Below are 24,068 nucleotides of genomic sequence, written 5' to 3' on the forward strand. Positions count from 1 at the left end.
TCGCCGGCGATTTTCAATGGGATTCCAGCCCGTCCATGATGCCCTGCAACACCGCTGCCGACGCCCGCAGCGCCGCCCGCTCCTCCGCATCCAGGTCCGGCGCCAGCACTCGGCTCACCCCCAGCGCCCCGATCACGCAGGGCAGGCTCAGATAGACGCCCGCCACGCCGCATTCGCCATGGGCCAGGGTCGACACCGGCAGCACCACCTGCTCGTCGCGCCGCACCGCCTCGCACAGCCGCACGATCGCCGTCGCCACGCCATAGCTCGTATGACCCTTGCCATAGTTGATCGCATAGCCCGCCCGCATCGTCTCATGCGCCAGTTCCGCCCGGTCCAGCACCGCGCCGCCGCGAAACTGGTCCAGCGTCACCCCGCCGATCCGCACGCCCGAAAAGACCGCCACCTCGCTGTCGCCATGCTCGCCCAGCACCTGTCCCTCGACCGACACCGGCGCCACCCCCAGCCGGTCGGCCAGCCGCCGGCGAAAGCGCGCACTGTCGAGCAGCGTCCCGGTGCCGATCACCTGCCCCACCGGCAGCCCCGACGCGCGCTGCGCCACCTGCGCCATCGCATCGACCGGGTTGGACGCGACGATCATCACCCCGCCAAAGCCCGCTTCCACCACCCGCCGCGCACAGTCCGCCACGATCGCGGCGCTGCGTCCGGCGACCGACAGCCGGCTTTCCTCGCCATGGGTGGTCGCGCCCGCGGTGATGACCACGATCGCCGCGTCGCCCGCATCCCGATAGTCGCCGCGCAGGACATGGGCCGGCCGCGCCAGCGCATTGGCGTCGGCAATGTCCAGCGCCTCGGCCTGCGCGCGCGGCCCGTCCGCATCGATCAGCAGGATCTGCGTGAACAGCCCGCGCAGCATCATCGCATAGGCGGCCGTGGCGCCGACATGGCCGGTCCCGATGATCGCAACCTTGTCGAACCGTACCGCCATGCGCCTTGCCTTTCGCTATTGCCCGACCGCCTCCGCCCGCGCCACCAGCGCCCGCGCCTCCTCGACATGCATCGCCTCGATCATCCGCCCCTCGAAGCGCTCGGCCCCGCCGGTCGCCGCCTCGATCAGCCGGCGCGCATCCGCCACCGCCTGCGCGTCCGGGCCGAACGCCTGGTTCGCCACCGGCACCTGTCCAGGATGAATCAGCGTCTTGCCGTCAAAGCCGAAGCCATGGCCCTCGGCGCATTCCGCCTCCAGCCCCGCCTCGTCGTCCAGCCGGTTGAACACCCCGTCGAACACCGCGATGCCCGCCGCCCGCGCCGCCAGCACCACGCTCTGCAGCACATGGGCCAGCCCCGCCCGCCCGGCCGACGGCGGAATGCTCAGATCCTTGCGCAAATCATTGGTGCCCACGAACAGCGCCGCGCAGCCCTCGCCCGCCGCGATTCCCGGCGCCGCCAGCACGCCCTTCGCGCTCTCGATCATCGCGATCACCGGCTTCTGCGCGACGGAATAGACATCCTTCACCTGCTTGGCATTCTCGACCTTGGGCAGCACCACATAATCGGCCGCGGTGCGCTTCAATGCCACCATCTCCGGCCCATGCGACGGCATCCCCTCGACATTGATCCGCACTGCCATCAGCCGCCCGCCAAAGCCCTCGCCCACGGCCTCCACCGCCGCGTCCAGCGCCGCCGCCTTGTCCGCGTCGGGCACCGCATCCTCCAGGTCCAGGATCACCATGTCGCACGCCAGCGTGCGCGCCTTGGCCACCGCGCGCGGATTGGACGCGGGCAGGAACAGCAGGGATCGGGCGTGGCGCAACTGCATCTTATGTCTCTCCATCACTTTGCCTTTTCCCGTTAACGAATAGCCGCCATAGTGCGCTCCCACATTGGGGAGGACATATGGTGACGACCTTCGCACTCACGGTCACATTTCTGGTGCTCTTCTACCTGGCGGTCAGCGTCAAGGTGGTGCGGCAGGGCTATCAATATACCATCGAGCGTTTCGGCCGCTTTACCGAGGTGGCGAAGCCCGGCCTCAATTTCTACCCCGCCTTCTTCTACGCCGTCGGTCGCAAGATCAACATGATGGAGCAGGTCGTCGACATTCCGGGGCAGGAGATCATCACCAAGGACAATGCCATGGTGTCGGTCGACGGCGTGGTCTTCTTCCAGGTGCTCGACGCCGCCAAGGCCGCCTATGAAGTGTCCGAACTCTATGTCGCCATCATGCAGCTCGCCACCACCAATTTGCGCACCGTGATGGGCTCGATGGACCTCGACGAAACCCTGTCGAAGCGCGACGAGATCAACGCCCGCCTCCTCTCGGTGGTCGATCATGCCACCAACGCCTGGGGCATCAAGATCACCCGCGTGGAGCTCAAGGACATCCGCCCGCCCGCCGACATCGTCAACGCCATGGGCCGGCAGATGAAGGCGGAGCGCGAGAAGCGCGCCAACATCCTGGAGGCGGAGGGCCTGAAAAGCAGCGAGATCCTGCGCGCCGAGGGCCAGAAACAGTCGCAGATCCTGGAAGCCGAAGGCCGCCGCGAAGCCGCCTTCCGCGATGCAGAGGCGCGCGAGCGCGAGGCGGAAGCCGAAGCCAAGGCGACCCAGATGGTGTCGGACGCGATCGCGGCTGGCAATCCGCAGGCGCTCAATTACTTCATCGCCCAGAAATATACCGACGCGGTGCAGCAGTTCGCCACCTCGCCCAATGCCAAGACCATCCTCTTCCCGGTCGAGGCGACCCAGCTCATCGGCACGCTCGGCGGCATCGGCCAGCTCGCCAAGGAAGCGCTGGCCGACACCCCCACCCCGCCAGCGCCCCCCGCCGCGCCGCGCCGGGGCCCGTTCGGCCAGACCCAGGGCTGAGGGCGAGAGCGATGGCGCCCCTGCGCAACCGGTCCGCTCTGTCAGACCATGGCAGCCAAGCCACCGCGCGCTACGCACCCATCCCGCACACCCGAAACACCCCCACCGCCCCGAACCGCCCACCACATCCGTTCGCTTCGAGCGAAGTCGAGAAGCCCACAGCCCAACGCCCGCCCCAAACACCGTTCGGGCTGAGCGAAGTCGAAGCCTCCCCTGAGCGCAGTCGAAGGGGGCGCCTTTCTTCTAAAGGCAAAGGGCGTCGACCAACTCAGCCCGAACGAGGCGTGTTTGGCCCCACCCACCCCCATCATTCCCGCGAAAGCGGGTCGAAGAGAGGCCCGCGCCTCTCTTCGACATCTCCCCACCTTGGTTCAAGCCCGAGATCGCATGAGATGGATCCCCGCCTCCGCGGGGATGACGCAAAAACACCCCACCCCACCAACCACAGGACCACCCCATGAACGACTGGCTCAGCATGCTCCAGGATCATTGGGCCTGGCTGGTCTTCGCCGCGCTGCTGGCCATTGCGGAGGTGCTGATCCCCGGCGTCTTCCTGATCTGGATCGCGATCGCCGCCGCCATCACCGGCCTCGCCGCGCTGGCGCTGCCGATCGGCATCCCGCTCCAGCTCCTGATCTTCGCCGCGCTCTCGGTCATTTCGGTCTGGGCCGGGCGGCGCTGGTATGTGGACAATCCGGTGCCCTCGACCGACCCCAATCTCAACGACCGCACCGCCCGCCTGATCGGCGAACTGGTGACCGTGGTAGAGCCGATCCGCGACGGCGAAGGCCGGGTCAAGGTCGGCGACAGCGTCTGGACCGCCCGCGGCCCGGACAGCGAAGCGGGCGCGCGGGTGCGCGTGACAGGTGCGGAAGGCGCGGTGCTGTGGGTGGAGGGAATTTAATGCATATAACTGGCTAGCACCCTTTGCGGAAGCGTAAAAAGCCAATTTCCGAGTTTCCGAAAGTCGCCGCTTGCTCAGGTGTAGGCAACTGATCGCGGCGACCAGAGTTCGATCAATACGCGACCACAACTTAGCATTCGTACTATTGCTGTCGCCGGAAATGATCAGTGACCAGCATTCAAAGTTGCAGGAGGCCGGGACGGCTGCCACAAACCATGATCGGAAATTTGGCGGCAAGGGGGGCGAGTTAGTGCATTGTGGGAATTGTGGGGCTCAGGTCAGTGATACAGCGCGTTTTTGCACCGAATGCGGACAGCAGTTGGGTATAGCACCAACTGGAAAAGCAAAGGGTTCTGATGGGGATGCTGTCAGCGCCGCAACGTTGTTAGGCATGGCGAAGACCGCAGAAATTGGGGGCAATAACTCGGAGGCGCTCGGATATTTCAATCGTGTATTGGAGATCGATCCAACAAATTCGGAGGCATGGATCGGCAAGGGTAAGGCGGCTGCTTGGCAATCCACCTTGGCAAACATTCGCCTAAAAGAAGCCCTGATTTCCTTTCAGCATGCTGTTGCTAATGCTCCTGCCGATCAAAAAGTGGGCGTGACAGAAGAGGTTCTAAGTCAGGTAAATGCAGTGGTCGTTGCGCTCTATGGGATTGCGCGCAATCACATGATTGAGTTTGTCTCGCTCGACAATACTTGGCCACAATACCTGAATCAGGTTGCCCAACTACTGGATGTGTTGAACGATGCTAGCAAATGGTCTCAGCATCATCGCATCACGCTGGATAATATCATTCACCTCTGTAAAGATAATATCGAGGGTTACAGCTACCGCGACCGGCTCAACAACAATTGGCCATGTGTCCATTCTATTACCCCCGAGTATGAGAAATCTTTGCGGGAGATGATGGACCAAGCAGCGGCCTCTATCCGTGAAAGCGACACAAGTTACAGCCTGCCGAGTGTGGTGAAGAAAGAGAAAGATGCCTGTTTCATCGTCACCGCTACCATGGGTGACTTCAATCATCCGGATGTGGTTTATCTCAGGCTTTTCCGAGACGAGTGGCTTCGAAAGCGCGTGCTCGGTCGAATTTTTATTGCCGTCTATTACCGCATTGGCCCGTCCTTGGCTTTCCTGATCGACCAAAGTGAAATTCTTCGTCAGGCGTCGCGCAGGTTTATCGTCCAACCAGCAATTCGGGCTGCTGCAAGGAGGCTGCCACGGGGGTGACCGTTGTCATTGTGGCAACTGGACGGCAAGGAGAGTGTGCGAGCAGTCTCCTTGCCGCGCCTCCGCAATCTGTCAGTCCGCAACCGGCCAATTCGCGCGCCCCTGTCCTACACCTCTCGCCCCATGATAGCCTCGCCGGCATGACCGATATGCCCCTTCTCCATTTCACCTCCGTCCCGATGCTGCGCCGGCGCGCGTCGGGCTGGTCGCCGGCCGCGCAGCGGGCCTTTATCGACATGCTGGCGCGCTGCGGCGTGGTGGCGCAGGCGGCGCGCAGCGTCGGCTGTTCGCCGCGCTCGGCCTATCAGCTGCGGCAGAAACAGGGGGCGGAGAGTTTTGCCGCCGCCTGGGACTGGGCGCTGGAGATGGGGCTGGACGCCGCCCGTGCCCAGGCGATCGCGCTGACCCGCTGCGCGCAGGTCCGCCCCATCGTCCGGCGCGGCGTGGTGGTGGGCCATCGCCGCGCGCCCGACAATCGGGTGATGCTGGCGGCGATGCGCACCATCTGTGCCGAGCGCAGCGGCGCCCGCGCCGCCATGCCCCATCGCCAGCGCATCGCCCTGCGCGATCTGGTCGCGGAACTCTCGATCAGCGCGCCGGAGATCGACCTTGGCAGCATCGCCCGATTATTATGATCTGTCGCGGGTAGGAAATAAGATGTCGAAATGTGCGGGAAATATGCGAAGTTAAGCGAGCGATTTCCAACCCGGCGCCCCGCCGGATGACTCGGAAATCGCGCCAGCCGCGTGATTTCCTACGGAGACCCAACCCCCATGACGACCTCCCGCCGCGATTTCCTCGTCGCCGGCTCCTCCGCCCTTGCCCTGTCCGCCCTTCCCGCCCGCACCTTGGCGCAGGCGACCAGCGCAGACGCCCGCGCCGAAACCCTGCTCGCCGGCATGGCCGAGGCGATGCTGGCCGATGCGCCCGAAACCGCGAGCGGCCTTGGCCTCGACACCGGCGCCCGCGCCCCGCTCAAAGCGCGCCTTGGCGACAAGAGCCCGGCCGGCCAGGCGCGGATCGCCGCCCATGTGAAGGATCGCCTGGCCCAGCTGCGCGCCGTCGATCTCGACGCCCTGTCGCCCGCCACCCGCACCGATGTGGAGGTGGTGCGCGCCGCCCATGAACTGGCCGATGCCGGCTTCGCCTTCCCCTTCGGCGACATGGCGATGATGAACAGCAACTGGTCCTATCGCAACGCGCCCTATGCCGTCGCCCAGAATACCGGCGCCTTCATCGAGACGCCCGATTTCCTCGACGCCAATCATGGCATCGCCACTCCGGCCGACGCCGACGCCTATCTCGAACGCCTGACCCAATATGCCGCCAATCTCGACGGCGAGACCGAGCGGCTGAAGCATGATGCCGGCGTCGGCGTCGTCGCCCCCGCCTTCCTGCTCGACAAGACGCTGGGCCAGATGAAGGCGGTGCAGGGCCAGCCGATCGACCAGTGGGTGCCGGTCGCCTCGATCGCGCGCCGCACCCGCGACATGCAGGGCGATTATGCCGCCAAGGCGCAGCAGATCACCCGCACCGCCATCGCCCCCGCCCTCGCTCGCCAGGCCGCCGAACTCACTCGCCAGCGTGGCCTTGCCACCATGGATGCGGGCGTGTGGAAATTGCCGCAGGGCGATGCCTATTATGCCTGGGCGCTGCAGGCCGGCACCACCACCACCATGTCGCCCGACGAAGTCCATGCGCTGGGCCAGGAACAGCTCAAAGCCCTCCAGTCGGAAATGGACCGGCTCTTGAAATCCCTCGGCATGACCAAGGGAACCGTGGGCGAGCGGATGACGGCGATGGGCAAGGATCCGCGCTATCTCTTCCCCAATGACGACAAGGGTCGCCAGCAGATCCTCTCCTATATCGACGGGCGCCTCGCCGATATCCGCACCCGCCTGCCCCGCGCCTTCGCGACCCTGGTGCCGGCCAGGCTGGTGGTGAAGCGGGTGCCGGTGGAGATCGAGGCCGGGGCGCCGGGCGCCTATGCCGGCGCGGGCACGATCGACGGCAGCGTGCCGGGCAATTATTATATCAACCTGCGCGATACCAGCATCTGGCCGCGCTATTCGCTGCCGACACTCTGCTATCATGAGGGGATTCCGGGCCATATCTGGCAGGGCGAATATACCTACAAGCTCCCCCTGATCCGCTCGCTGCTCGCCTTCAACGCCTATTCGGAGGGCTGGGCGTTCTATGCCGAGCAACTGGGCGACGAGCTGGGCGCCTATGATGGCGATGTCGCCGGGCGCCTCGGCTATCTCCAGTCGATCGCCTATCGCTGCTGCCGCCTGGTGGTCGACACCGGCCTTCATGCCAAGCGCTGGACCCGCGAACAGGCAATCCACTGGTTCGCCACCACCAACGGCTCCACGGTCGAGGATGTGCAGGGCGAGGTCGACCGTTATTGCGCCTGGCCGGGCCAGGCCTGCGGCTACAAGGTCGGCCATGGCGAAATCGTCCGCCTGCGGGCACAGGCGCAACAGGCGCTGGGCGACAAGTTCGACTTCCGCCTGTTCAACGACGCCGTGGTCAAGGGCGGCGGCGTGCCGATGACCGTGCTGGCGAAAAATGTCGACGCCTATGTCGCCCAGAGGAAGGGGGCGTAACGGACAACTCCATCAGTGGACATGACATCCTCCCCTGCAAGGGGAGGGGGACCGGCGAAGCCGGTGGAGGGGTGTCACGCTATCGACGGCACGACACCCCTCCGTCAGCACTTCGTGCTGCCACCTCCCCTTGCAGGGGAGGATGAAAGAGCAGCCGGCCTGCTGAACATCCACTGCGCCATCACAAAGAAAAAGGGCCGGAGGATCGCTCCCCCGGCCCTTTCCTATCTCTCTAACGTCAGCCCTTAGCCTACAAACGCGCGCTCGATCACGAACTGACCCGGCGCCGCGTTGGAGCCTTCGGTGAAGCCCTGTTCCTCGAAATAGGCCGCGAACTGCTTGATCATTTCCATGCTGCCGCACATCATGATTCGGTCAGTCTCAGGATCGAACTTCGCCGCGCCCGGAATCCCCTCGAACAGCTTGCCGCTCTCGACCAGCTTGTCGATGCGCTCATTGTTGGGGAATTCCTCCCGCGTCACGGTCGGCACATAATGGAACTGGCCGGCGGCCTGTTCCGATACCAGCGGGTCTTCGGCCCACTTGCCTTCCATCTCGTCGCGGAAGGCCAGGTCGCTCACCCGGCGCACCGAATGCACCACCACGACCTGCTCGTAGAATTCATAGACATCCGGGTCGCGCGGCAGGCTCAGGAACGGCGCCAGGCCGGTGCCAGTCGACAGCATGAACAGCCGCTTGCCCGGCAGCAGCGCGTCGGTCACCAGCGTGCCGGTCGGCTTGCGGCCCAGATAGATCTGGTCGCCCGGCTCGATCTTCTGCAGCTTGCTGGTCAGCGGACCATCCTGCACCTTGATCGACAGGAACTCGATTTCCTCGTCCCAGGCAGGGCTGGCGATCGAATAGGCGCGCAGCAGCGGCTTGCCGTTATCGCCCTTCAGGCCGATCATGATGAACTCGCCCGAGCGGAAGCGGAAGCTTGCCGGGCGGGTGATGCGGAAGCTGAACAGATGCTCGTTCCAGTGCTTCACCGACAGCACGGTTTCCACGGAAAGCGCGCCGGTGGGTTCCAGAACCGGCTTTTCGATCGTCACGTCGGTCAAGACCTTATCCTTGCATTTCGTCGGCGCCGCCATGATCGGGCGGCGCTAGTTGCGGATCATTCGCAATAATGGTGTAGTCCGCAAATGGCCCCACCGCATCGCGAAGGCAAGGCCAAAAAAACTTGGGGGCGACCAAGGGCCGGCTTTGCCGACCCGCCCCTCGCCGTCTGTTAGCCGAACAGCCCTTTCGCGAGGCCGCTCAGCTCATTGAGCGGATTGCCGTCGCCATCCCGGTCCAGGAAGCCGCCAAGCTGGCCCAATATCGCCTCCGGCCCGCCAAACTGGCCCAGCAACTGCTGCAGCGCATCGGCCGACACGCCATGTTCGGCCGCCGTCTCGGCCAGTGCCGACACGCTGGTCTCGCCGCTGCCGATCTTGGCGCCGATCTCGTTCAGCAGGCCCTGCATCTGCTCCGGCTCCAGCCCGACCTTCTGCGCGATCGCTTCCAGCCCGCCCAGATTACCCATCAGATTGTCGAACATGCCCATGCTAATCTCCGCTGCCATGATAGGCGGGCAGCATAGCACCGCCGCGCGCCCGCCAAAAGCAAAAGAGCCGGAGCGTTTCCGCCCCGGCCCCTTCACTACATTGCTGCGTCCGATCAGGCGCCCATTCAGGCCGCCGTCAGCGCCGCGCTGCGCACGCCATCGTCGACATGCTCCTCGAACTGGGCGAAATTGTCGACAAAGGCCTTCACCAGCGTCGCCGCGGTCGCGTCATAGGCCTCCTTGTCCGCCCACATTGCGCGCGGGTCGAGGATCTGGCTGTCGACGCCGTTCACCGCCACCGGCACCTCGAACCCGAAATTGGGATCGGTGCGGAATTCGGCGCTGTTCAGGCTGCCGTCGAGCGCGGCGTTGAGCAGCGCGCGCGTCACCTTGATCGGCATGCGCTTGATCCCCGGCATGGTCGCCTTGCCACCGGCCCAGCCGGTGTTGACCAGCCAGCAGGTGACGCCGCCCTTGTTGATCCGCTCCTTCAGCAGATTGCCATAGACGCTGGGGTGGCGCGGCATGAACGGCGCGCCGAAGCAGGTCGAGAAGGTGGCGGTCGGCTCGGTCACGCCGATCTCGGTGCCCGCGACGCGCGCGGTATAGCCGGACAGGAAGTGATACATCGCCTGCTCCGGGGTCAGCCGCGCGATCGGCGGCAGAACCCCATAGGCATCGGCGGTCAGGAAGATGATGTTCTTGGGCACCGGCCCCAGATTCTTCTCCGACGTGTTCGGGATGAAGTCGATCGGGTAGGAACCGCGGCTATTCTCCGCCAGCGAGTTGTCGTCCAGGTCGATCTCGCGGCTTTCCTCGTCGATCACGACATTTTCCAGCACCGTGCCGAAACGCTTGGTGGTGGCGAAGATCTCCGGCTCGGCCTCGGCCGACAGGTTGATCATCTTGGCATAGCAGCCGCCCTCGAAATTGAAGACCGCCTGGTCCGACCAGCCATGCTCGTCATCGCCGATCAGGGTGCGGCTGGCATCCGCCGACAGCGTCGTCTTGCCGGTGCCGCTCAGGCCGAAGAAGACCGCGGTGTCGCCATTCGGGCCGATATTGGCCGAACAGTGCATCGGCATCACGCCCTTGGTCGGCAGCAGATAATTGAGGATGCCGAACACCGACTTCTTCATCTCGCCAGCATAGCGGGTGCCGCCGATCAGGATCAGCTTCTCGGTGAAGTTGACCGCGATCACCGTCTCGCTGCGGCAGCCATGGCGGGCCGGATCGGCGACGAAGGTCGGCAGGTCGATGATGGTATATTCGGGTGCGAAATCGGCCAGTGCAGCCGCGTCGGGCCGCACCAGCAGCGTGCGGATGAACAGATTATGCCAGGCGAACTCGTTGATGACGCGCACATTGACCCGATATTCGGGCTGCGACCCGCCATAGAGGTCGGCGACATAGAGCTTGTCCTTCTCGCCCAGCGCCTTGAAGAAATCCTCCTTCAGCGCGGCGAAATGCGCCGGCGTCATCGGTACATTGGTCTTGCCCCACCAGACGGTGTCCTGCGTTTCGGCATCCTGGACGATGAACTTGTCGCTGGCGCTGCGGCCGGTATGCTTGCCGGTCTTGACGACCAGCGGGCCGTCCTTGGCCAAAATGCCCTCGCCATTGGCAAGCGCGGCCTCGACCAGCGGCGCAGTGCCGAGGTTCCAATACTGGGTGGCATGGGTGGAGATGCCCTGGTCGACCAGGGTGATTGAGGATTTGGCCTGCACGCCTTAGCTCCTGATGTAAAAAGTCCCTTAGTCGCTTGTCTTTTTATGCGACCGGCCCGTCCGGGAGCGCCGCGATCCTTGTCGCGCGGACATCCTCCCCTTCAAGCCATACCGGCATAGGGCTTTGCGTTACGGCCGTCAAATAGGGGCGAACCACAGCCCGTCCCGAAAAACGACGCACGGGTCGCAGCAACAATTGCAACGCCCCTTCCTTGCAGGCCCGGCGGCCATCGTCTAACGCTGGATGCCTTCACCCATTTTATCATGACGTTCCGGGACGCAGCATGACCGCAACCATCGCGCTGGTGGATGATGACAAGAATATCCTGACGTCGGTGTCGATCGCGCTGCAGACCGAAGGGTTCGTCACGCGCATCTACACCGACCCGGAAGCCGCGCTGAAGGCGCTGACCGACAATCCGGCCGACCTTGGCGTGTTCGACATCAAGATGCCGCAGATGGACGGGCTGGAACTGCTGCGCCGCCTGCGCGAAAAGAGCCAGATGCCGGTCATCTTCCTCACCTCCAAGGCGGACGAGCTGGACGAGGCGCTGGGCTTGGCCATGGGCGCGGACGATTATATCTCCAAGCCCTTCTCGCAGCGGCTGCTGATCGCGCGCATCCGCGCCATCCTGCGCCGCGCAGAGATCAGCCGCACGCCCGAAGCCGCCGACGAGCCGCCGTCCGACCCGATCGTGCGCGGCCGGCTGGAGATGGACCCGCCCCGCCACCGGGTGAAATGGGACGGCAAGGATGTGACGCTGACCGTCACCGAATTCCTGATCCTGGAAACCCTGGCTGCACGGCCCGGCGTGGTGAAGAACCGCAACCAGCTCATGGACGCCGCCTATCAGGACGACGTCTATGTCGACGACCGCACGATCGACAGCCATATCAAGCGGCTGCGTCGCAAATTCCGAGAGGTAGACCCTGACTTCAACGCAATCGACACGCTCTATGGCGCCGGATACCGCTTCTCCGAAGAATGAGGACGCGTCGCTCGCGGTGCGCTGGTCGGGGCGATTGAGCCTCACCCCGCGCATCCTGGCGGTCAATGTCTTCGCGCTCGCCCTGCTGGCGGGCGGCTTCTTCTATCTGGACAGCTATCGCACGCGGATCGTCGACGATCGGCTGGAACAGTCGGCGCGCGAGCTGAAGCTGCTCGCCATTGGCCTGGAAAATGCGCCTGCCGACCGGCAGAATGCGCTGATCGCCGCCTATGCGCGCCAGACCGGCGACCGGGTGCGCCGCTATGACGCGGCCGGCAATCTGATGGCCGACAGCTTCGCCATGGATGCGCCGCGCTATCGGCTGCGCCTGCCCTCGGAAGAGGAATGGCAGCGCCATGTCGCCCGCTTCCTCGACAAGGCGGTCGACCGCGTCGTCTCCGCCGATCGCCCGCCCAATTTCGAGGAACCCGCCGTCGATCGCGCCAGCGCCTGGCCCGAACTGGTGCTGGCCGCCAAGACGCGCCAGCCCCAGGCGATGAACCGCTACGCGCCCGACCGCACCTTCATGATCTCGGCCGCCGTCGCCGTGCGCGACGGCTCGGGCCTGCTCGCGACCGAAAATGCGCGCGACATCACCCGCATCGTCCGCGCCGAACGGCTGCGCCTGGGCATCGTGCTGGCCGCCGCCGTCCTGGCCTCGGTGCTGCTGTCGCTGTTCCTCGCCCGCACCATCGTCCAGCCGCTCCAGCGCCTGGCCCGTGCCGCCGTGCGCGTTCGCCTCGGCCGCGCGCGGGAGGTCACCGTGCCCCGCCTGCCCGAGCGGCGCGACGAGATCGGCATGCTCGCCCGCGCCCTGTCGGACATGAGCCATGCGCTGCGCCAGCGGATCGACGCGACCGACGCCTTCGCCGCCGACGTCAGCCACGAACTCAAGAACCCGATCGCCTCGCTCCGCTCCGCGCTCGATTCGCTTGAACGGGTGGACCGGCCGGACCTGCGCGACCAGTTGATGGCGATCGCGCAGGATGATGTCCGGCGGCTCGACCGGCTCGTCACCGACATCGCCGAAGCCTCCCGCATCGACGCCCAATTGTCCCGCACCCGGTTCGAGCCGATCGACCTTGGCCTGCTGATCGAGCGCATGGTGCTCGCCCGCGAAGCACGCGGCGTGCCGCGCGGCATCCGCCTCGCCTTCGCCCGCCCGCGCAAGGAAGTCGCGGTCGTCCTGGGCGAGGAACAGCGGATCGTGCGCGTGCTCGACAATCTGATCGACAATGCCATCTCCTTCTCGCCCGACGACGGGCTGGTCCAGATCATCGCCACCGTCGCCGACAATGAAGTGCTGGTCAGCGTCGAGGATGAAGGCCCCGGCGTGCCCGAGGGCGAGCGCGAGCATGTCTTCCGCCGTTTCCACAGCGTCCGCCCGGAAGGCGAGGCATTCGGCAAGCATTCGGGCCTGGGCCTCGCCATTGCCCGCTCGATCGTCGAGGGGCATCAGGGCAAGATCAGCATCGCCGACCGCGAGGATAGGCTGAGCGGCGCCCGCTTCATCGTCCGTCTGCCCATGGCCGTGGAACGCGACCCCGGCATAATGTCCGAATGAAAGCAATAAGCTGTTCATTCCTGCTGGCCACAATGCTCCGCTGCGATGTCGCGTGAATCGACGCAATTCGATTTCCAACGCGGCGAACTGGGGCTAGAAGCAGGAAGGCAGGGGAACATGGTGCGGGCACTTTCATCAGAGACGCTTCACGCAACGACCGTCGCGATCGAGGGACGCTCGGTGCTGCTCTATGGCGCCAGCGGCATGGGCAAGTCCGACCTCGCCCTGCGCCTGATCGATCGCGGTGCGACGCTGGTTTCCGACGATTACACCCTGCTCAAGCGGGTCGACGGCCGGCTGATCGCCACCGCCCCCGAAACCATCAGCGGCAAGATGGAAGTGCGCGGCATCGGCATCGTGCCCGTCCCCCATGTCGGCGATTCGCCGGTCGCGCTGATCGTCGATCTGGCCGAAACGGTCGAACGCATGCCGATGCACGCTGCCACCCGCACCATCGCCGGTGTCGAAATTCCGCTGGTCGCCGTCGTTGCGCATGAGGCGTCCGCCCCGATCAAGGTCGAACTCGCGCTCAAGGCCCTGGGCAAGACATGAGCGGTAGCGCGCCCAAGACCATCCTGCTCGTCTCCGGCCTGTCGGGCGCCGGCAAGACCACGGCGCTCAAGACGCTGGAGGATATGGGCTGGGAAGTGGTGGACAATCTGCCGCTGGTGCTGCTCGACCGCCTGCTCGACACGCCCCTGCCCGCCGGTCATGGCGGCGAGGATGACCGGCCGCTGGCGCTCGGCATCGACGCACGCACCCGCGGCTTCGACGCCAATGCCATCGTCCAGCGGATCAAGGCGCTGCGCGAACGCCATGGCCATGATATCGAGACATTGTTCCTCGACTGCTCGGGCGCCGAGCTGGAACGCCGCTATGCCGAAACCCGTCGCCGCCACCCGCTGGCGCAGGATCGCCCGGCCGCCGACGGCATCGCCCGCGAACGCGAACTGACCGAGCCGCTGCGCCGCTGGTCGGCCCAGCTGATCGACACCACCAGCCTGTCGACCAATGCGCTGCAGCAGGAAATGCGCGCCCGCTTCGCCCGCGAACAGCTCTCCGACCCGGTGCTGACCATCCTCTCCTTCGGCTATTCGCGCGGCGTGCCGCGCAATGTCGACCTGATGTTCGACATGCGCTTCCTGCGTAACCCCTTCTGGGACGAGGATTTGCGTCCCAAGACCGGCCTCGACGCCGATGTCGCCGCCTATATCCAGGCCGACCCGGCCTATCAGGAGGCGCTGGGCAAGATCCAGGATCTGCTGACGACCCTGCTGCCGCGCTACGCCGAAGCGGGCAAAACCTATATTACCGTGGCTTTCGGCTGCACCGGCGGGCGCCATCGCTCGGTCCATGTCGCCGAACATGTCGCTAGATACTTGCAAGATGCGGGCTTTTCGCCCACCGTCTCGCACCGCAATATGGAATCAGCGCCCCAGGACAGTCTGGAGAAGCGCAGACCGGGAGGCCCGAAAGCAATATCATGACAAAGGTGGGCCGCGGAAGCAGATGATCGGACTCGTACTCGTCACCCATGGGTCGCTTGCGACGGAATTCGTCGTGGCCATGGAACATGTCGTGGGACCGCAACAGCAGATCGAAACGATCTGCATCGGGCCGGAGGATGACATGGAATTGCGCCGCGCGGACATCGCGGCGGCGGTCGCGCGCGTCAATGACGGCGCCGGCGTCATCCTGCTGACCGACCTGTTCGGCGGCACCCCCTCCAACCTCGCCATCTCGCTGCTCAAGGCCGGCGAGATCGAGGTGATCGCGGGCATCAACCTGCCCATGCTCATCCGCCTGGAAAGCGCCCGCAAGGTGATGGACGTGCGCGCCGCCGTCGCCGCCGCCCGCGAAGCAGGCCAGAAATATATCAGCGTCGCATCGGAATTGCTGGGCAGCACCTCATGAATGATATCAGCCGGGAAGTCAGGATCAGCAACAAGCGCGGCCTCCACGCCCGCGCCAGCGCGAAATTCGTGACCCTGGCCAGCGGCCTGCCCGCCCAGATCACCGTCAGCAAGGATGGCAGCGAAGTCACCGGCACATCGATCATGGGCCTGATGATGCTCGGCGCCGCCATGGGCGACAGCATCACCATCAGCGCCGCCGGCCCCGACGCGCATGACAGCCTGCACCAGCTCGTCGCCCTGGTCGAAGACAAGTTCGGCGAGGAATAGGCACGCGACCAGCGGCCGCGTTGCCGCGACGGGTTCCCATCCCGACATTGACGTCACGGCCTCGCCGTCCCATCTTGCGACATAGGGCGACCGCTGATCGGGAGGCAGCATTCGCCACCGGTTCAAGTGGATAGGCGCCATGCTCGACACGAAATTGAACGACGAAGCCGCCCGCCTGGCCGCGCTCGGCCGCTACGAAATTCTCGACACGCCGCCCGAGCCCGCCTTTGATCGCATCACCCAGCTTGTCCGGTCGATCCTGGGCGTGCCGATGTCGGTCGTGTCGCTGATCGACGGCGATCGCCAATGGTTCAAGTCGCGCACCGGCATCGACGCGACCGAAACCCCGCGCGACATCGCCTTCTGCAACCACACCATCCGCGACCGTGTGCCGATGGTCGTGCCCGATGCCTGTTCCGACCAGCGCTTCAGCAGCAATCCGCTGGTCACCGGCGATCCCAACATCCGCAGCTATGCCGGTGTCCCGCTGGCGACGCCCGACGGCTATAATGTCGGCACCCTCTGCGCGATCGATACCGTGCCGCGCGAATTTGATCCCGGCCAGATCGCCATCCTCGAAAATCTCGGCGCTCTGGTGGTGGAACAACTGGAACTGCGCCGCATCGCCGAGCGCGACCATCTGAGCGGCGCCCTCACCCGCCGCGCCTTCGTGGCGGAAATGGACAAGCATATCGCCCTCTTCCGCCGCTATGCGCGTCCGGCCAGCCTGCTGCTGTTCGACATCGATCATTTCAAGCGGGTCAATGACACCCATGGCCACCCGGCCGGCGATGTCGTGATCCGCGAGGTCGCCGCCTGTTGCGACCGGACCAAGCGCCCGAACGACATATTGGGCCGGCTTGGCGGGGAAGAGTTCGGCGTGCTGCTCCCCGAAAGCAATGCAGCGCAGGCCGGGGCTGCCGCCCAGCGTTTCTGCGATGCCATCGCCGCGCTGGAAATCGCCCACATCCCGCCGCTGCGCGTCACCGCCAGCTTCGGCATTGCCGAGATCGGGCCGGACCGGATCAGCAGCGACGCCTGGATCGCCGCCGCCGATGTCGCCCTCTATGCGGCCAAGCATGGCGGTCGCAACCGCGTAGTCATCGCGAAAACGGACGCCGCCCAGCCCGACTGACACCGAAAGGCTGTCCTTTTTCCCATTCCCTCGATAGAGAGGCCGCTTCGTCCGCACTGGTCGCGGACCAGAAGGCAGGACGCAGAACGTGGCACGCGAAATCACCGGTTTTTCCAACCCGCTGGTCAAGCGCGTGCGCTCGCTGCGGGAAAAGAAATATCGCAAGGCCGAAGGGCTGTTCCTCGCCGAAGGGCTGCGCATCCTGACCGAAGCGCGCGAGGAAGGCGTGCTGCCCGAAATGCTCTTCCATGCCGGCTCCACCCACCCGCTCGCGCTCGACCTGATCGACGCGATCGAGGCGGACGGCGGCGACGTGATCGAAACCACGCCCGACATCCTGTCCAAGATCAGCGGCAAGGATAATGCCCAGGCCGTGGTCGGCGTCTATCGCGACCGGCTGACCCCGCTGGAGAAGCTCGATCGCAGCACGGCCGACATCTGGATCGTCGCCCAGTCGCTGCGCGACCCCGGCAATCTCGGCACCATATTGCGCACCGGCGACGCGGTGGGCGCTGGCGGCCTCATCCTGATCGACGATTGCGTCGACCCCTTCTCGGTCGAATCGGTGCGCGCCAGCATGGGCGCCCTGTTCACCCAGTCGATCACCCAGGCCCGCTGGGGCGAATTCATGCACTGGCTGCGCCAGGGGCCGGGCGAACTGATCGGCACCAGCCTGAAAGCGACCCAGGATTATCAGGAGCCGAGCTATCAGAGCCCCAGCTTCCTGCTGGTCGGCAATGAGGCGCAGGGCCTGCCAGAAAGCTATGAAGCCGAATGCGACCAGCTGGTGAAGATGCCGATGCTGGGCAAGGCCGACAGCCTGAATGCCGCGGTCGCGACGGCGGTCATGGCCTATGAGCTGCTGAACCAGAAACGACGGAAATAGAGGCGAATGTCATCATCCTCCCCTGCAAGGGGAGGTGGCAGGGCGAAGCCCTGACGGAGGGGTGTCGCCCTATCGCGAGCGGCAACACCCCTCCACCATTTGCCAGGCAAATGGTCCCCCTCCCCTTGCAGGGGAGGATGGCGGCGCGAAGGGATTGAGAAGGATGGGGGCTATGACACAGACGAGCGGCATGGGCGCAATGTGGCTGCACAAGCGGGTGCTGGCGGCCAGCCTCATCGGCACGGCGGTCGAATTTTACGACTTCTATATCTACGCCACCGCCGCCAGCCTGATCTTCCCCTCGCTCTTCTTCCCGGCCTCCTCGCCCTCGGCGCAGTTGATGGCTTCCTATGGCAGCCTCGCCCTCGCCTTCCTCGCCCGGCCGCTCGGCGCCGCCGTCTTCGGCCATTATGGCGACCGCATCGGGCGCAAGGCGACGCTCGTCACCTCGCTGATGCTGATGGGCGGCTGCACATTGCTGATCGGCTTCCTGCCGACCTATCTCATGATCGGCTTCTGGGCGCCGCTGATCCTGTGCGTGCTGCGTTTCGGCCAGGGCTTTGGCCTGGGCGGCGAATGGGGCGGCGCGGCGCTGCTGGCGGTCGAGAATGCGCCCGAAGGCTGGCGCGCCCGCTTCGGCATGTTCCCGCAACTGGGCGCCCCGGTAGGCTTCATCGCCGCCAACGGCCTGTTCCTGCTGCTCGGCGCCTTCCTGACCGATGCGGAATTCTTTGCCTGGGGCTGGCGCCTGCCGTTCCTGGGCAGTTCGGTCCTCGTGATCCTCGGCCTCTGGGTCCGCCTCAAACTCACCGAAACGCCCGAATTCGCCGCCGCGCAGCAAGAAGCACCGCCGCCTGCCGTGCCGCTTGCCACCCTGCTCTCGACCCATCTGGGCGCGGCCATCGCCGGCACCTTCGCCTGCGCCGCCTGCTTCGCCGTCTATTATATCGCGACCGCCTTTGCGCTGGGCTATGGCACCACCGCACTCAAGATCGACCGGGAAATCTTCCTCGCGATCCAGCTTGGCGCCATCATGTTCATGGCGCTCAGCATCGTGATCGCCGGCTGGTGGTCGGACAAGAGCAGCCCCACCCGCGTCCTCGCCTGGGGCTGTGCCGGCACACTGGTCATGGGCATCGTCTTCGGCCCGCTGATCGGCACCGCCGCGCTGTTGCCGATCTTCGTCGCGCTGAGCCTCGCTCTGTTCGTCATGGGCTTCATCTACGGCCCACTCGGCGCCTATCTGCCCGCCCTCTTCCCGACCCAGCTGCGCTATACCGGGGCGTCCTTCGCCTTCAATCTGGGCGGCATCCTGGGCGGCGCGCTGGCGCCGATCGTTGCCACCTGGCTGATCGGGATGCAGGGCGTCGCGCTCGTCGGCCTCTATATGGCGGCGGCCGCGCTCATCAGCCTGGCGGGCCTGTGGTGGACCAGTCGCACCTGAATCAGATTGCCTTGCGCATCAGGATCATCGGGACGCCACTATCCTCGAACGGGCGGACATCGATGAACCCGAAGCTGCGATAGAGCGGCACGCCGGCCATCGTCGCCGACAATTCCAGCGCGGCAAAGCCCTCCTGCCGGGCGGCAGCCTCGCACAGCGCCAGGATGGTCGTGCCGACGCCTTTGCGGACATGGTCGGGATGGGTGTACATCGCCCGCACCTTCGCCGCCTCGGTCGCGGGATCGAGCATGCGGTCGTCGCGCCCGGCCGTGTGGTCGCCGCCATAGGCGGTCGCCCGGCGGCTCCATCCGCCACATCCGGCGATCGCACCATCCGCCTCCACCACGAAATAGGTCCGGTCACCGATCAGCCGCCGGTCCAGCCCCATGAAGCCATGGCTGGCCTGCACCTGCGCCGCGGTCAGATAGGCCGACTGCAATTGCTCGATGGCCAGCGTCATCAGGGTGGACAAAGCGAGTTCGTCGGCGGCGGTCGCCAGGCGGTTGGTCAAGGACATGGCCCCTCCTGCAACGAAATCGGCCGGCCCCGCAAGGGACCGGCCGATCAGATCATGATGATGCGGGATCAGAACTTGAATCCGACCTTCGCATACCAGAAGCCGCCGTTGAAGCCGAAGGGCGATACGTCGGGATAGATGTCACCGGTGAAGCGACCACCCGTCGACGCATAGACCGGCCCCAGCCCGCCAGCGCGATTGTCATATTTGTCGGGATAGTTGCTGAACAGGTTCTGCGCGCCGGCACTCAGCGTGAAATTGTCGTTGAGCTGATAGCTGACTTCCAGATCGAACACGAACTCGCTGCCAAAGCTCTGATTGACATAGCTTTCGCCGTTCGCACCGGTGCCGTCATCATAGACCTTGTACTTGCCATACCAGTTCGCCCGGCCGAGCACCGACAGCGCGCCGCTGGTCCAGTTCTCGGTCAGGATCACGCGCGTCTTGGGCAGCGTATTCTGCAGCTGCATGATGCGCGTGTCGCTGATGATCGGCGACCCGGTATCGGGGTCGAGCCCGACACGGATGACCTTCGTCTTGTTGTAGTTGAAGGCCAGCGTGGTGTTGAACGTCCCCATGCTGTCGGTCGAGAAGCGATAGCTGCCGACCACGTCGACACCCTGGGTCCGGGTATCGAAGGCATTGGTCAGGAACTGCACCTCGTTGACCGTGGCATAGTTGGCCAGGCCCAGCGCCTGAAGCTCGGGCCGCTGATCGTCGGTGATCACCCGCGATCCGGTGGTGCCGATGCGGTCCTTCACCTTGATGTTGTAATAGTCGATCGTCAGCGACGCGCCGGGGGCCGGCGTGAACACCGTACCGGCCGAGAAGCTGACCGACTCTTCCGGCTTCAGCGGCACCGCGCCCAGATATTGGGCGACCGGGCTGGCGACCGGCAGCGTCATGAACTCGATCGCGTTGGGATTACCCGGATTGAAGGTGGTCGCGATGCTGCTGGTGTTGGTCTGGCCCGGCGTCGGCGCACGGAAGCCGGTCGACAGCGTGCCGCGAACCGCGAACACATCCGGCACGATGGCGTAGCGTGCCGACACCTTGCCCGTGGTCGAATTGCCGAAGTCGGACAGATGCTCGTAGCGGCCGGCAAAACCCAGCGAGAAGGCTTCGGTGATGTCACCTTCCACGTCGATATAGAGGCCCTTGGAATTGCGGCTGCTCTCACCCGCGATCGCCGGACCATAGCCAGGGAAGCCATTGGCACCGACCGGCAGCGCGACCGAGAGCTGGCTGCCATCCGCGTTCAACACCGGCGTGCCATCCTGATGGAAGACCAGGTTCCCGGTATAGGGCCCGATCGCATAGGAAGCGGCGTCGCCCAGGCCCAGTTCATAGGATTCCCGGAAATACTGCCCACCAAACGCAATCGTGATCGGGCTCGCCAGCCCGACTTCCCAGGGATAGCTGAAGTCCGCATTGAACAGCGTTTCGCGCTGTTCCAGCTTGCCGAGGTAGAATTCGGTCGGCGAGGTGATGCCCAGCGACGGGTTCATCGTGCCGTTCATGGTATATTTCAGCGTGGACTGGCCATAGCTGCCCGACAGGTCGTAGTTCAGGCCAAAGCCGAGCGTGCCCTTGTAGCCGACGGTGCCCGAAATATCGTCGATCTTGCCGAAAAAGATCGGCGTGAAGCCGCCCGAATAGACGCAGCTCCAGTTCTGGACCAGCGGATCGGAGCAATCCGACACCTGCGTATAATCCCGCGTCGTGGGATCATAGCCGTTGGGCGCATAGACATTACCGCCCGCCGCGCCGGTCTGGATGCCCGGCGTCGTGTTGTCGAAATCGGTGAAATAGTCGTTGAAGATGCCGTTCAGGCCGAAATTGGCGGAATTGACCGACTGGCGATAGTTGAAGCTCTCTTCCTGGAAGCTGTGGCCGTAATTGCCAAAGAAGTAGATGCTGCTTTCGTCGCCCAGGTCGAACCCGCCATTCACGAAGAAGCGATAGGATTCCATCTTCGGATTGCCATAGCGCTGCGCCAGCTTGGGCACACCGATGTCGGGCTGCTCCTGCGACAGTTCCAGCGCGCCGGGTCGGGTGACGCCGCGGCTGGTCTTGCCGGCGTTCACATATTCGCCGCTGATGTTGATGAAGCCATTGTCGCCCAGCTTGAAACCACCGTTCAGCGCGACCTGATAATCCTCGCCATCGCCGCGATAATATTGGCCATAGCGGGCATAGCCCGAAATGCCGTCGGTATCGTCGCGCAGCGCCATGTTGATGACGCCCGCGATCGCGTCGGAACCATATTGGGCCGAAGCGCCGTCGCGCAGCACTTCGACGCTGCGCACCGCAATCGCCGGAATCTGCGCAAGGTCGGCCGAATGGGCGCCAGCGGACTGGGCGTTCGCGCCGATCTGCACCAGCGCGGAACGGTGCATGCGCTTGCCGTTCACCATCACCAGCGTCTGGTCGGGCGCCAGCCCGCGCAGGTTGGGCGGCCGGACGAAGGAGGAGCCGTCACCAATGGCATAGCGCGCCACCGAGAAGGACGGGACCAGGTTCTGGATCACCTGGTTCATGTCGGCGACGCCCTGCTTCTGCAGTTCCTCGCCGGAATAGACATCGATCGGCGTCGGCGATTCGGCGACGGTACGGTCGGTACGCCGCGTGCCGGTGACGATGATCGTCTGGCCGGGCGTTTCCGCTGCGGCCGCCTGGGGCGCAACATCCTGCGCAAGAACAGGCATGGAATAGGACAGTGCAATGGCAATCGCACTGCATGAAAACAGACCCTGATACTTCATCAAAAAGCCCCCTATTTCTTTTTTTAGAGACCTTTCGACACCCCCCTCTTCTTGTTGCCGGATGAGATCGGAATGGACGCAGTTATCCGTTCCTGAAATCGGAAATTTCAGTGCGTTTCACTCAGTAACATCTGGAAATATCAGGCTGGCATAATTGCATCGACTGCGAAATGGCCCTTTGGGCGGCCGCAAAAATTTGTTCGCAGGCGCAATAATTCATGCCGTAAAACAATGTGTCAAATCATTGTAACACAAAGAAAAAGGCGGCGGCCCTGGGGGCCACCGCCTGTTTCATTTTTACAACTGTCAAGGACAGTTTTGAAGGATCAACCTTCGGTGCGGGTATCGCGGCGCTCGGCGATACGAGCGCGCTTGCCGGTGCGGCCACGCAGATAATAGAGCTTGGCACGACGCACGACACCGCGACGAACGACGGTGATCGAATCGAGGTTGGGCGAGTAGAGCGGGAACACGCGCTCCACGCCTTCGCCGAACGAAATCTTGCGAACGGTGAAGTTGCTGCCCATGCCCTTGTTGGAACGGGCAATGCAGACGCCTTCATAGTTCTGGACGCGGCTGCGCTCGCCTTCGACAACCTTCACGCCGACGCGCAGGGTGTCACCGGGACGGAAATCGGGGATTTCCTTCGCCAGGGCAGCAATGTTTTCGGCCTCGATCTGCTGGATCAAGTTCATGTAACTCAGTCCTTATTTTCGCGTTGCGCACCAGAGGGCGACTGGTCCCGAACGCCGATATGACGTTCCCAAAGGTCCGGCCGCCTTAGCCGTGTATCTGCCTCCGCCTGTTGTTTCCGCCAGGCGGCGATCTTCGCATGATCCCCCGATCGCAACACTTCGGGAATCCTGCGCCCCTCCCATTCGACTGGTCGGGTATAATGCGGATATTCGAGCAAACCCGTTTCAAAGGATTCCTCGACACCGCTGGAAGCGGCGCCCATTACACCGGGAAGCAGGCGGATGCAAGCATCCAGCAGCATCAGCGCGCCCATTTCCCCGCCGGACAGGATGATGTCCCCCATCGAAACCTGCTCGATCGGCCGGGCGTCGAAAATCCGTTCGTCAAAGCCCTCGAACCGCCCGCACAGCAAGGTCACGCCGGGACCGTCCGCCAGCGCCCTGATCCGCGCCTGGGTGATCGGCTTGCCCCGCGGCGTCATCGCCAGGATCGGCAGGTCGGGCCGCTGCGCCAGCGCATGGTCGATGCCGCGCGCCAAGATGTCGGGCTTCAGCACCATGCCCGCGCCGCCCCCGGCCGGCGTATCGTCGACGGTGCGATGCTTGTCGGTCGCAAAGCCGCGCATCTGGATCGGATCGCACGACCATTTCCCCTCGGCCAGCGCACGTCCCGCGAGCGACACGCCCAAGGGGCCCGGAAACATCTCGGGATAGAGGGTCAGGATCTGGGCCGCAAAACTCATCGCCGGCGCGCCCGCAGCCGGGCGGCAGACAGGCCGCCAACCAGGCAGAGCGCACCGCAGCCCATCATCACGAAGCCGATCATCCGCAGCATGTCGGCAAAGGGCCGTTCGGGATGCAGCATGCCCGGCAGCAGCACCAGCAGCGGCAGGGGACAGACCAGCCCGATCGCCACCAGCCCCTTCACCCAGAGCGGCCAGCCAAGGCCGAACAGCCGCCAGCCCCCGGCCAGCATCATCAGCAGATAGATTGCGGTCAAAATTTGCGCCATGGCTGCGCGCCTAGAGTATTTTC

General features: G+C 64.6%; 24 protein-coding genes. 14 read left to right on the forward strand and 10 right to left on the reverse strand.

The genetic code is table 11. From position 1 onward, the window contains the following. Positions 1 to 13: 13 nt before the first annotated feature. Together VHN57_RS14255 and VHN57_RS14260 are read right to left on the reverse strand one after the other, a co-directional pair. Complete coding sequence (locus tag VHN57_RS14255) at positions 14 to 949, reverse strand: lactate/malate family dehydrogenase (RefSeq protein ID WP_010335543.1); 936 nt, start codon at positions 947 to 949, stop codon at positions 14 to 16. Positions 950 to 964: 15 nt separating this feature from the next. Next, positions 965 to 1,780, reverse strand: coding sequence for an HpcH/HpaI aldolase/citrate lyase family protein (locus VHN57_RS14260; protein ID WP_278984975.1), 816 nt, complete (start codon positions 1,778 to 1,780; stop codon positions 965 to 967). A 77-nt stretch (positions 1,781 to 1,857) separates the two neighbouring features. On the opposite strand from VHN57_RS14260, the gene VHN57_RS14265 reads away from it, so the two are divergent. The 5 genes from VHN57_RS14265 (at position 1,858) to VHN57_RS14285 (ending at position 7,579) form a co-directional block, all read left to right on the forward strand. Continuing rightward, a complete protein-coding gene (locus tag VHN57_RS14265) occupies positions 1,858 to 2,829 on the forward strand; it encodes an SPFH domain-containing protein (RefSeq protein WP_169860132.1) in 972 nt (323 codons plus the stop codon). A gap of 457 nt (positions 2,830 to 3,286) precedes the next feature. After that, positions 3,287 to 3,733 (forward strand): NfeD family protein, encoded by a 447-nt coding sequence (locus VHN57_RS14270; protein ID WP_423284249.1) that lies wholly within the window; start codon positions 3,287 to 3,289, stop codon positions 3,731 to 3,733. Between the two features lie 160 nt (positions 3,734 to 3,893). Next, a complete protein-coding gene (locus VHN57_RS14275; protein ID WP_423284251.1) occupies positions 3,894 to 4,970 on the forward strand; it encodes a CFI-box-CTERM domain-containing protein in 1,077 nt (358 codons plus the stop codon). A gap of 140 nt (positions 4,971 to 5,110) precedes the next feature. Next, complete coding sequence (locus VHN57_RS14280; RefSeq protein ID WP_004208075.1) at positions 5,111 to 5,605, forward strand: hypothetical protein; 495 nt, start codon at positions 5,111 to 5,113, stop codon at positions 5,603 to 5,605. Between the two features lie 138 nt (positions 5,606 to 5,743). After that, the gene (locus VHN57_RS14285; protein ID WP_423284253.1) at positions 5,744 to 7,579 is read left to right on the forward strand and encodes a DUF885 domain-containing protein; all 1,836 of its coding nucleotides are present in this window, start codon (positions 5,744 to 5,746) and stop codon (positions 7,577 to 7,579) included. Between the two features lie 245 nt (positions 7,580 to 7,824). Here the strand turns inward: VHN57_RS14285 and VHN57_RS14290 are convergent, their stop codons facing one another. The 3 genes from VHN57_RS14290 to VHN57_RS14300 all read right to left on the reverse strand — a co-directional run bounded on the left by VHN57_RS14290 (position 7,825) and on the right by VHN57_RS14300 (position 10,855). After that, positions 7,825 to 8,673, reverse strand: a complete 849-nt coding sequence (locus VHN57_RS14290) for a ferredoxin--NADP reductase (protein ID WP_010335536.1) — start codon at positions 8,671 to 8,673, stop codon at positions 7,825 to 7,827. A 137-nt stretch (positions 8,674 to 8,810) separates the two neighbouring features. Continuing rightward, positions 8,811 to 9,128 carry a hypothetical protein gene (locus tag VHN57_RS14295; protein ID WP_004208078.1) on the reverse strand — a complete coding sequence of 106 codons (318 nt, stop codon included), beginning with the start codon at positions 9,126 to 9,128 and terminating at the stop codon, positions 8,811 to 8,813. Positions 9,129 to 9,253: 125 nt separating this feature from the next. Beyond that, on the reverse strand, positions 9,254 to 10,855 hold the full coding sequence (locus VHN57_RS14300; RefSeq protein WP_278986436.1) for a phosphoenolpyruvate carboxykinase: 1,602 nt from the start codon (positions 10,853 to 10,855) through the stop codon (positions 9,254 to 9,256). Between the two features lie 284 nt (positions 10,856 to 11,139). On the opposite strand from VHN57_RS14300, the gene VHN57_RS14305 reads away from it, so the two are divergent. The 9 genes from VHN57_RS14305 (at position 11,140) to VHN57_RS14345 (ending at position 19,056) form a co-directional block, all read left to right on the forward strand. Next, positions 11,140 to 11,844: a response regulator transcription factor gene (locus VHN57_RS14305; RefSeq protein WP_004208080.1), complete on the forward strand. Its 705-nt coding sequence runs from the start codon at positions 11,140 to 11,142 to the stop codon at positions 11,842 to 11,844. Beyond that, a complete protein-coding gene (locus tag VHN57_RS14310) occupies positions 11,813 to 13,408 on the forward strand; it encodes a sensor histidine kinase (protein ID WP_423284256.1) in 1,596 nt (531 codons plus the stop codon). Before VHN57_RS14305 ends, VHN57_RS14310 begins: the two co-directional genes overlap by 32 nt. Before the next feature lie 117 nt (positions 13,409 to 13,525). Beyond that, on the forward strand, positions 13,526 to 13,960 hold the full coding sequence (locus VHN57_RS14315; protein ID WP_004208082.1) for an HPr kinase/phosphorylase: 435 nt from the start codon (positions 13,526 to 13,528) through the stop codon (positions 13,958 to 13,960). Then, a complete protein-coding gene (gene rapZ, locus VHN57_RS14320; RefSeq protein WP_278986434.1) occupies positions 13,957 to 14,895 on the forward strand; it encodes an RNase adapter RapZ in 939 nt (312 codons plus the stop codon). Before VHN57_RS14315 ends, rapZ begins: the two co-directional genes overlap by 4 nt. A 22-nt stretch (positions 14,896 to 14,917) precedes the next feature. Further along, a complete protein-coding gene (locus VHN57_RS14325; protein WP_004208084.1) occupies positions 14,918 to 15,322 on the forward strand; it encodes a PTS sugar transporter subunit IIA in 405 nt (134 codons plus the stop codon). Then, positions 15,319 to 15,591, forward strand: coding sequence for an HPr family phosphocarrier protein (locus VHN57_RS14330; RefSeq protein ID WP_004208085.1), 273 nt, complete (start codon positions 15,319 to 15,321; stop codon positions 15,589 to 15,591). Before VHN57_RS14325 ends, VHN57_RS14330 begins: the two co-directional genes overlap by 4 nt. Before the next feature lie 139 nt (positions 15,592 to 15,730). Next, complete coding sequence (locus VHN57_RS14335) at positions 15,731 to 16,726, forward strand: sensor domain-containing diguanylate cyclase (protein WP_278986433.1); 996 nt, start codon at positions 15,731 to 15,733, stop codon at positions 16,724 to 16,726. Between the two features lie 88 nt (positions 16,727 to 16,814). After that, a complete protein-coding gene (locus VHN57_RS14340) occupies positions 16,815 to 17,612 on the forward strand; it encodes a TrmH family RNA methyltransferase (protein WP_037507764.1) in 798 nt (265 codons plus the stop codon). Positions 17,613 to 17,784: 172 nt separating this feature from the next. After that, the gene (locus tag VHN57_RS14345; protein ID WP_423284260.1) at positions 17,785 to 19,056 is read left to right on the forward strand and encodes an MFS transporter; all 1,272 of its coding nucleotides are present in this window, start codon (positions 17,785 to 17,787) and stop codon (positions 19,054 to 19,056) included. Between the two features lies 1 nt (position 19,057). Here the strand turns inward: VHN57_RS14345 and VHN57_RS14350 are convergent, their stop codons facing one another. The 5 genes from VHN57_RS14350 to VHN57_RS14370 form a co-directional block, all read right to left on the reverse strand. Then, a complete protein-coding gene (locus VHN57_RS14350; RefSeq protein WP_423284262.1) occupies positions 19,058 to 19,573 on the reverse strand; it encodes a GNAT family N-acetyltransferase in 516 nt (171 codons plus the stop codon). Between the two features lie 68 nt (positions 19,574 to 19,641). Next, a complete protein-coding gene (locus VHN57_RS14355; protein WP_004208090.1) occupies positions 19,642 to 22,338 on the reverse strand; it encodes a TonB-dependent receptor plug domain-containing protein in 2,697 nt (898 codons plus the stop codon). Positions 22,339 to 22,664: 326 nt separating this feature from the next. After that, on the reverse strand, positions 22,665 to 23,033 hold the full coding sequence (rplS, locus tag VHN57_RS14360; RefSeq protein WP_004208091.1) for a 50S ribosomal protein L19: 369 nt from the start codon (positions 23,031 to 23,033) through the stop codon (positions 22,665 to 22,667). Between the two features lie 5 nt (positions 23,034 to 23,038). Beyond that, on the reverse strand, positions 23,039 to 23,776 hold the full coding sequence (trmD, locus tag VHN57_RS14365) for a tRNA (guanosine(37)-N1)-methyltransferase TrmD (protein ID WP_278987584.1): 738 nt from the start codon (positions 23,774 to 23,776) through the stop codon (positions 23,039 to 23,041). Further along, positions 23,773 to 24,045, reverse strand: a complete 273-nt coding sequence (locus tag VHN57_RS14370; RefSeq protein ID WP_004208093.1) for a hypothetical protein — start codon at positions 24,043 to 24,045, stop codon at positions 23,773 to 23,775. Before VHN57_RS14370 ends, trmD begins: the two co-directional genes overlap by 4 nt. Between the last annotated feature and the right edge of the window lie 23 nt (positions 24,046 to 24,068).

The organism is Sphingobium salicis subsp. salicis, assembly GCF_049472635.1.
Classification (GTDB): Bacteria; Pseudomonadota; Alphaproteobacteria; order Sphingomonadales; family Sphingomonadaceae; genus Sphingobium; species Sphingobium yanoikuyae_A.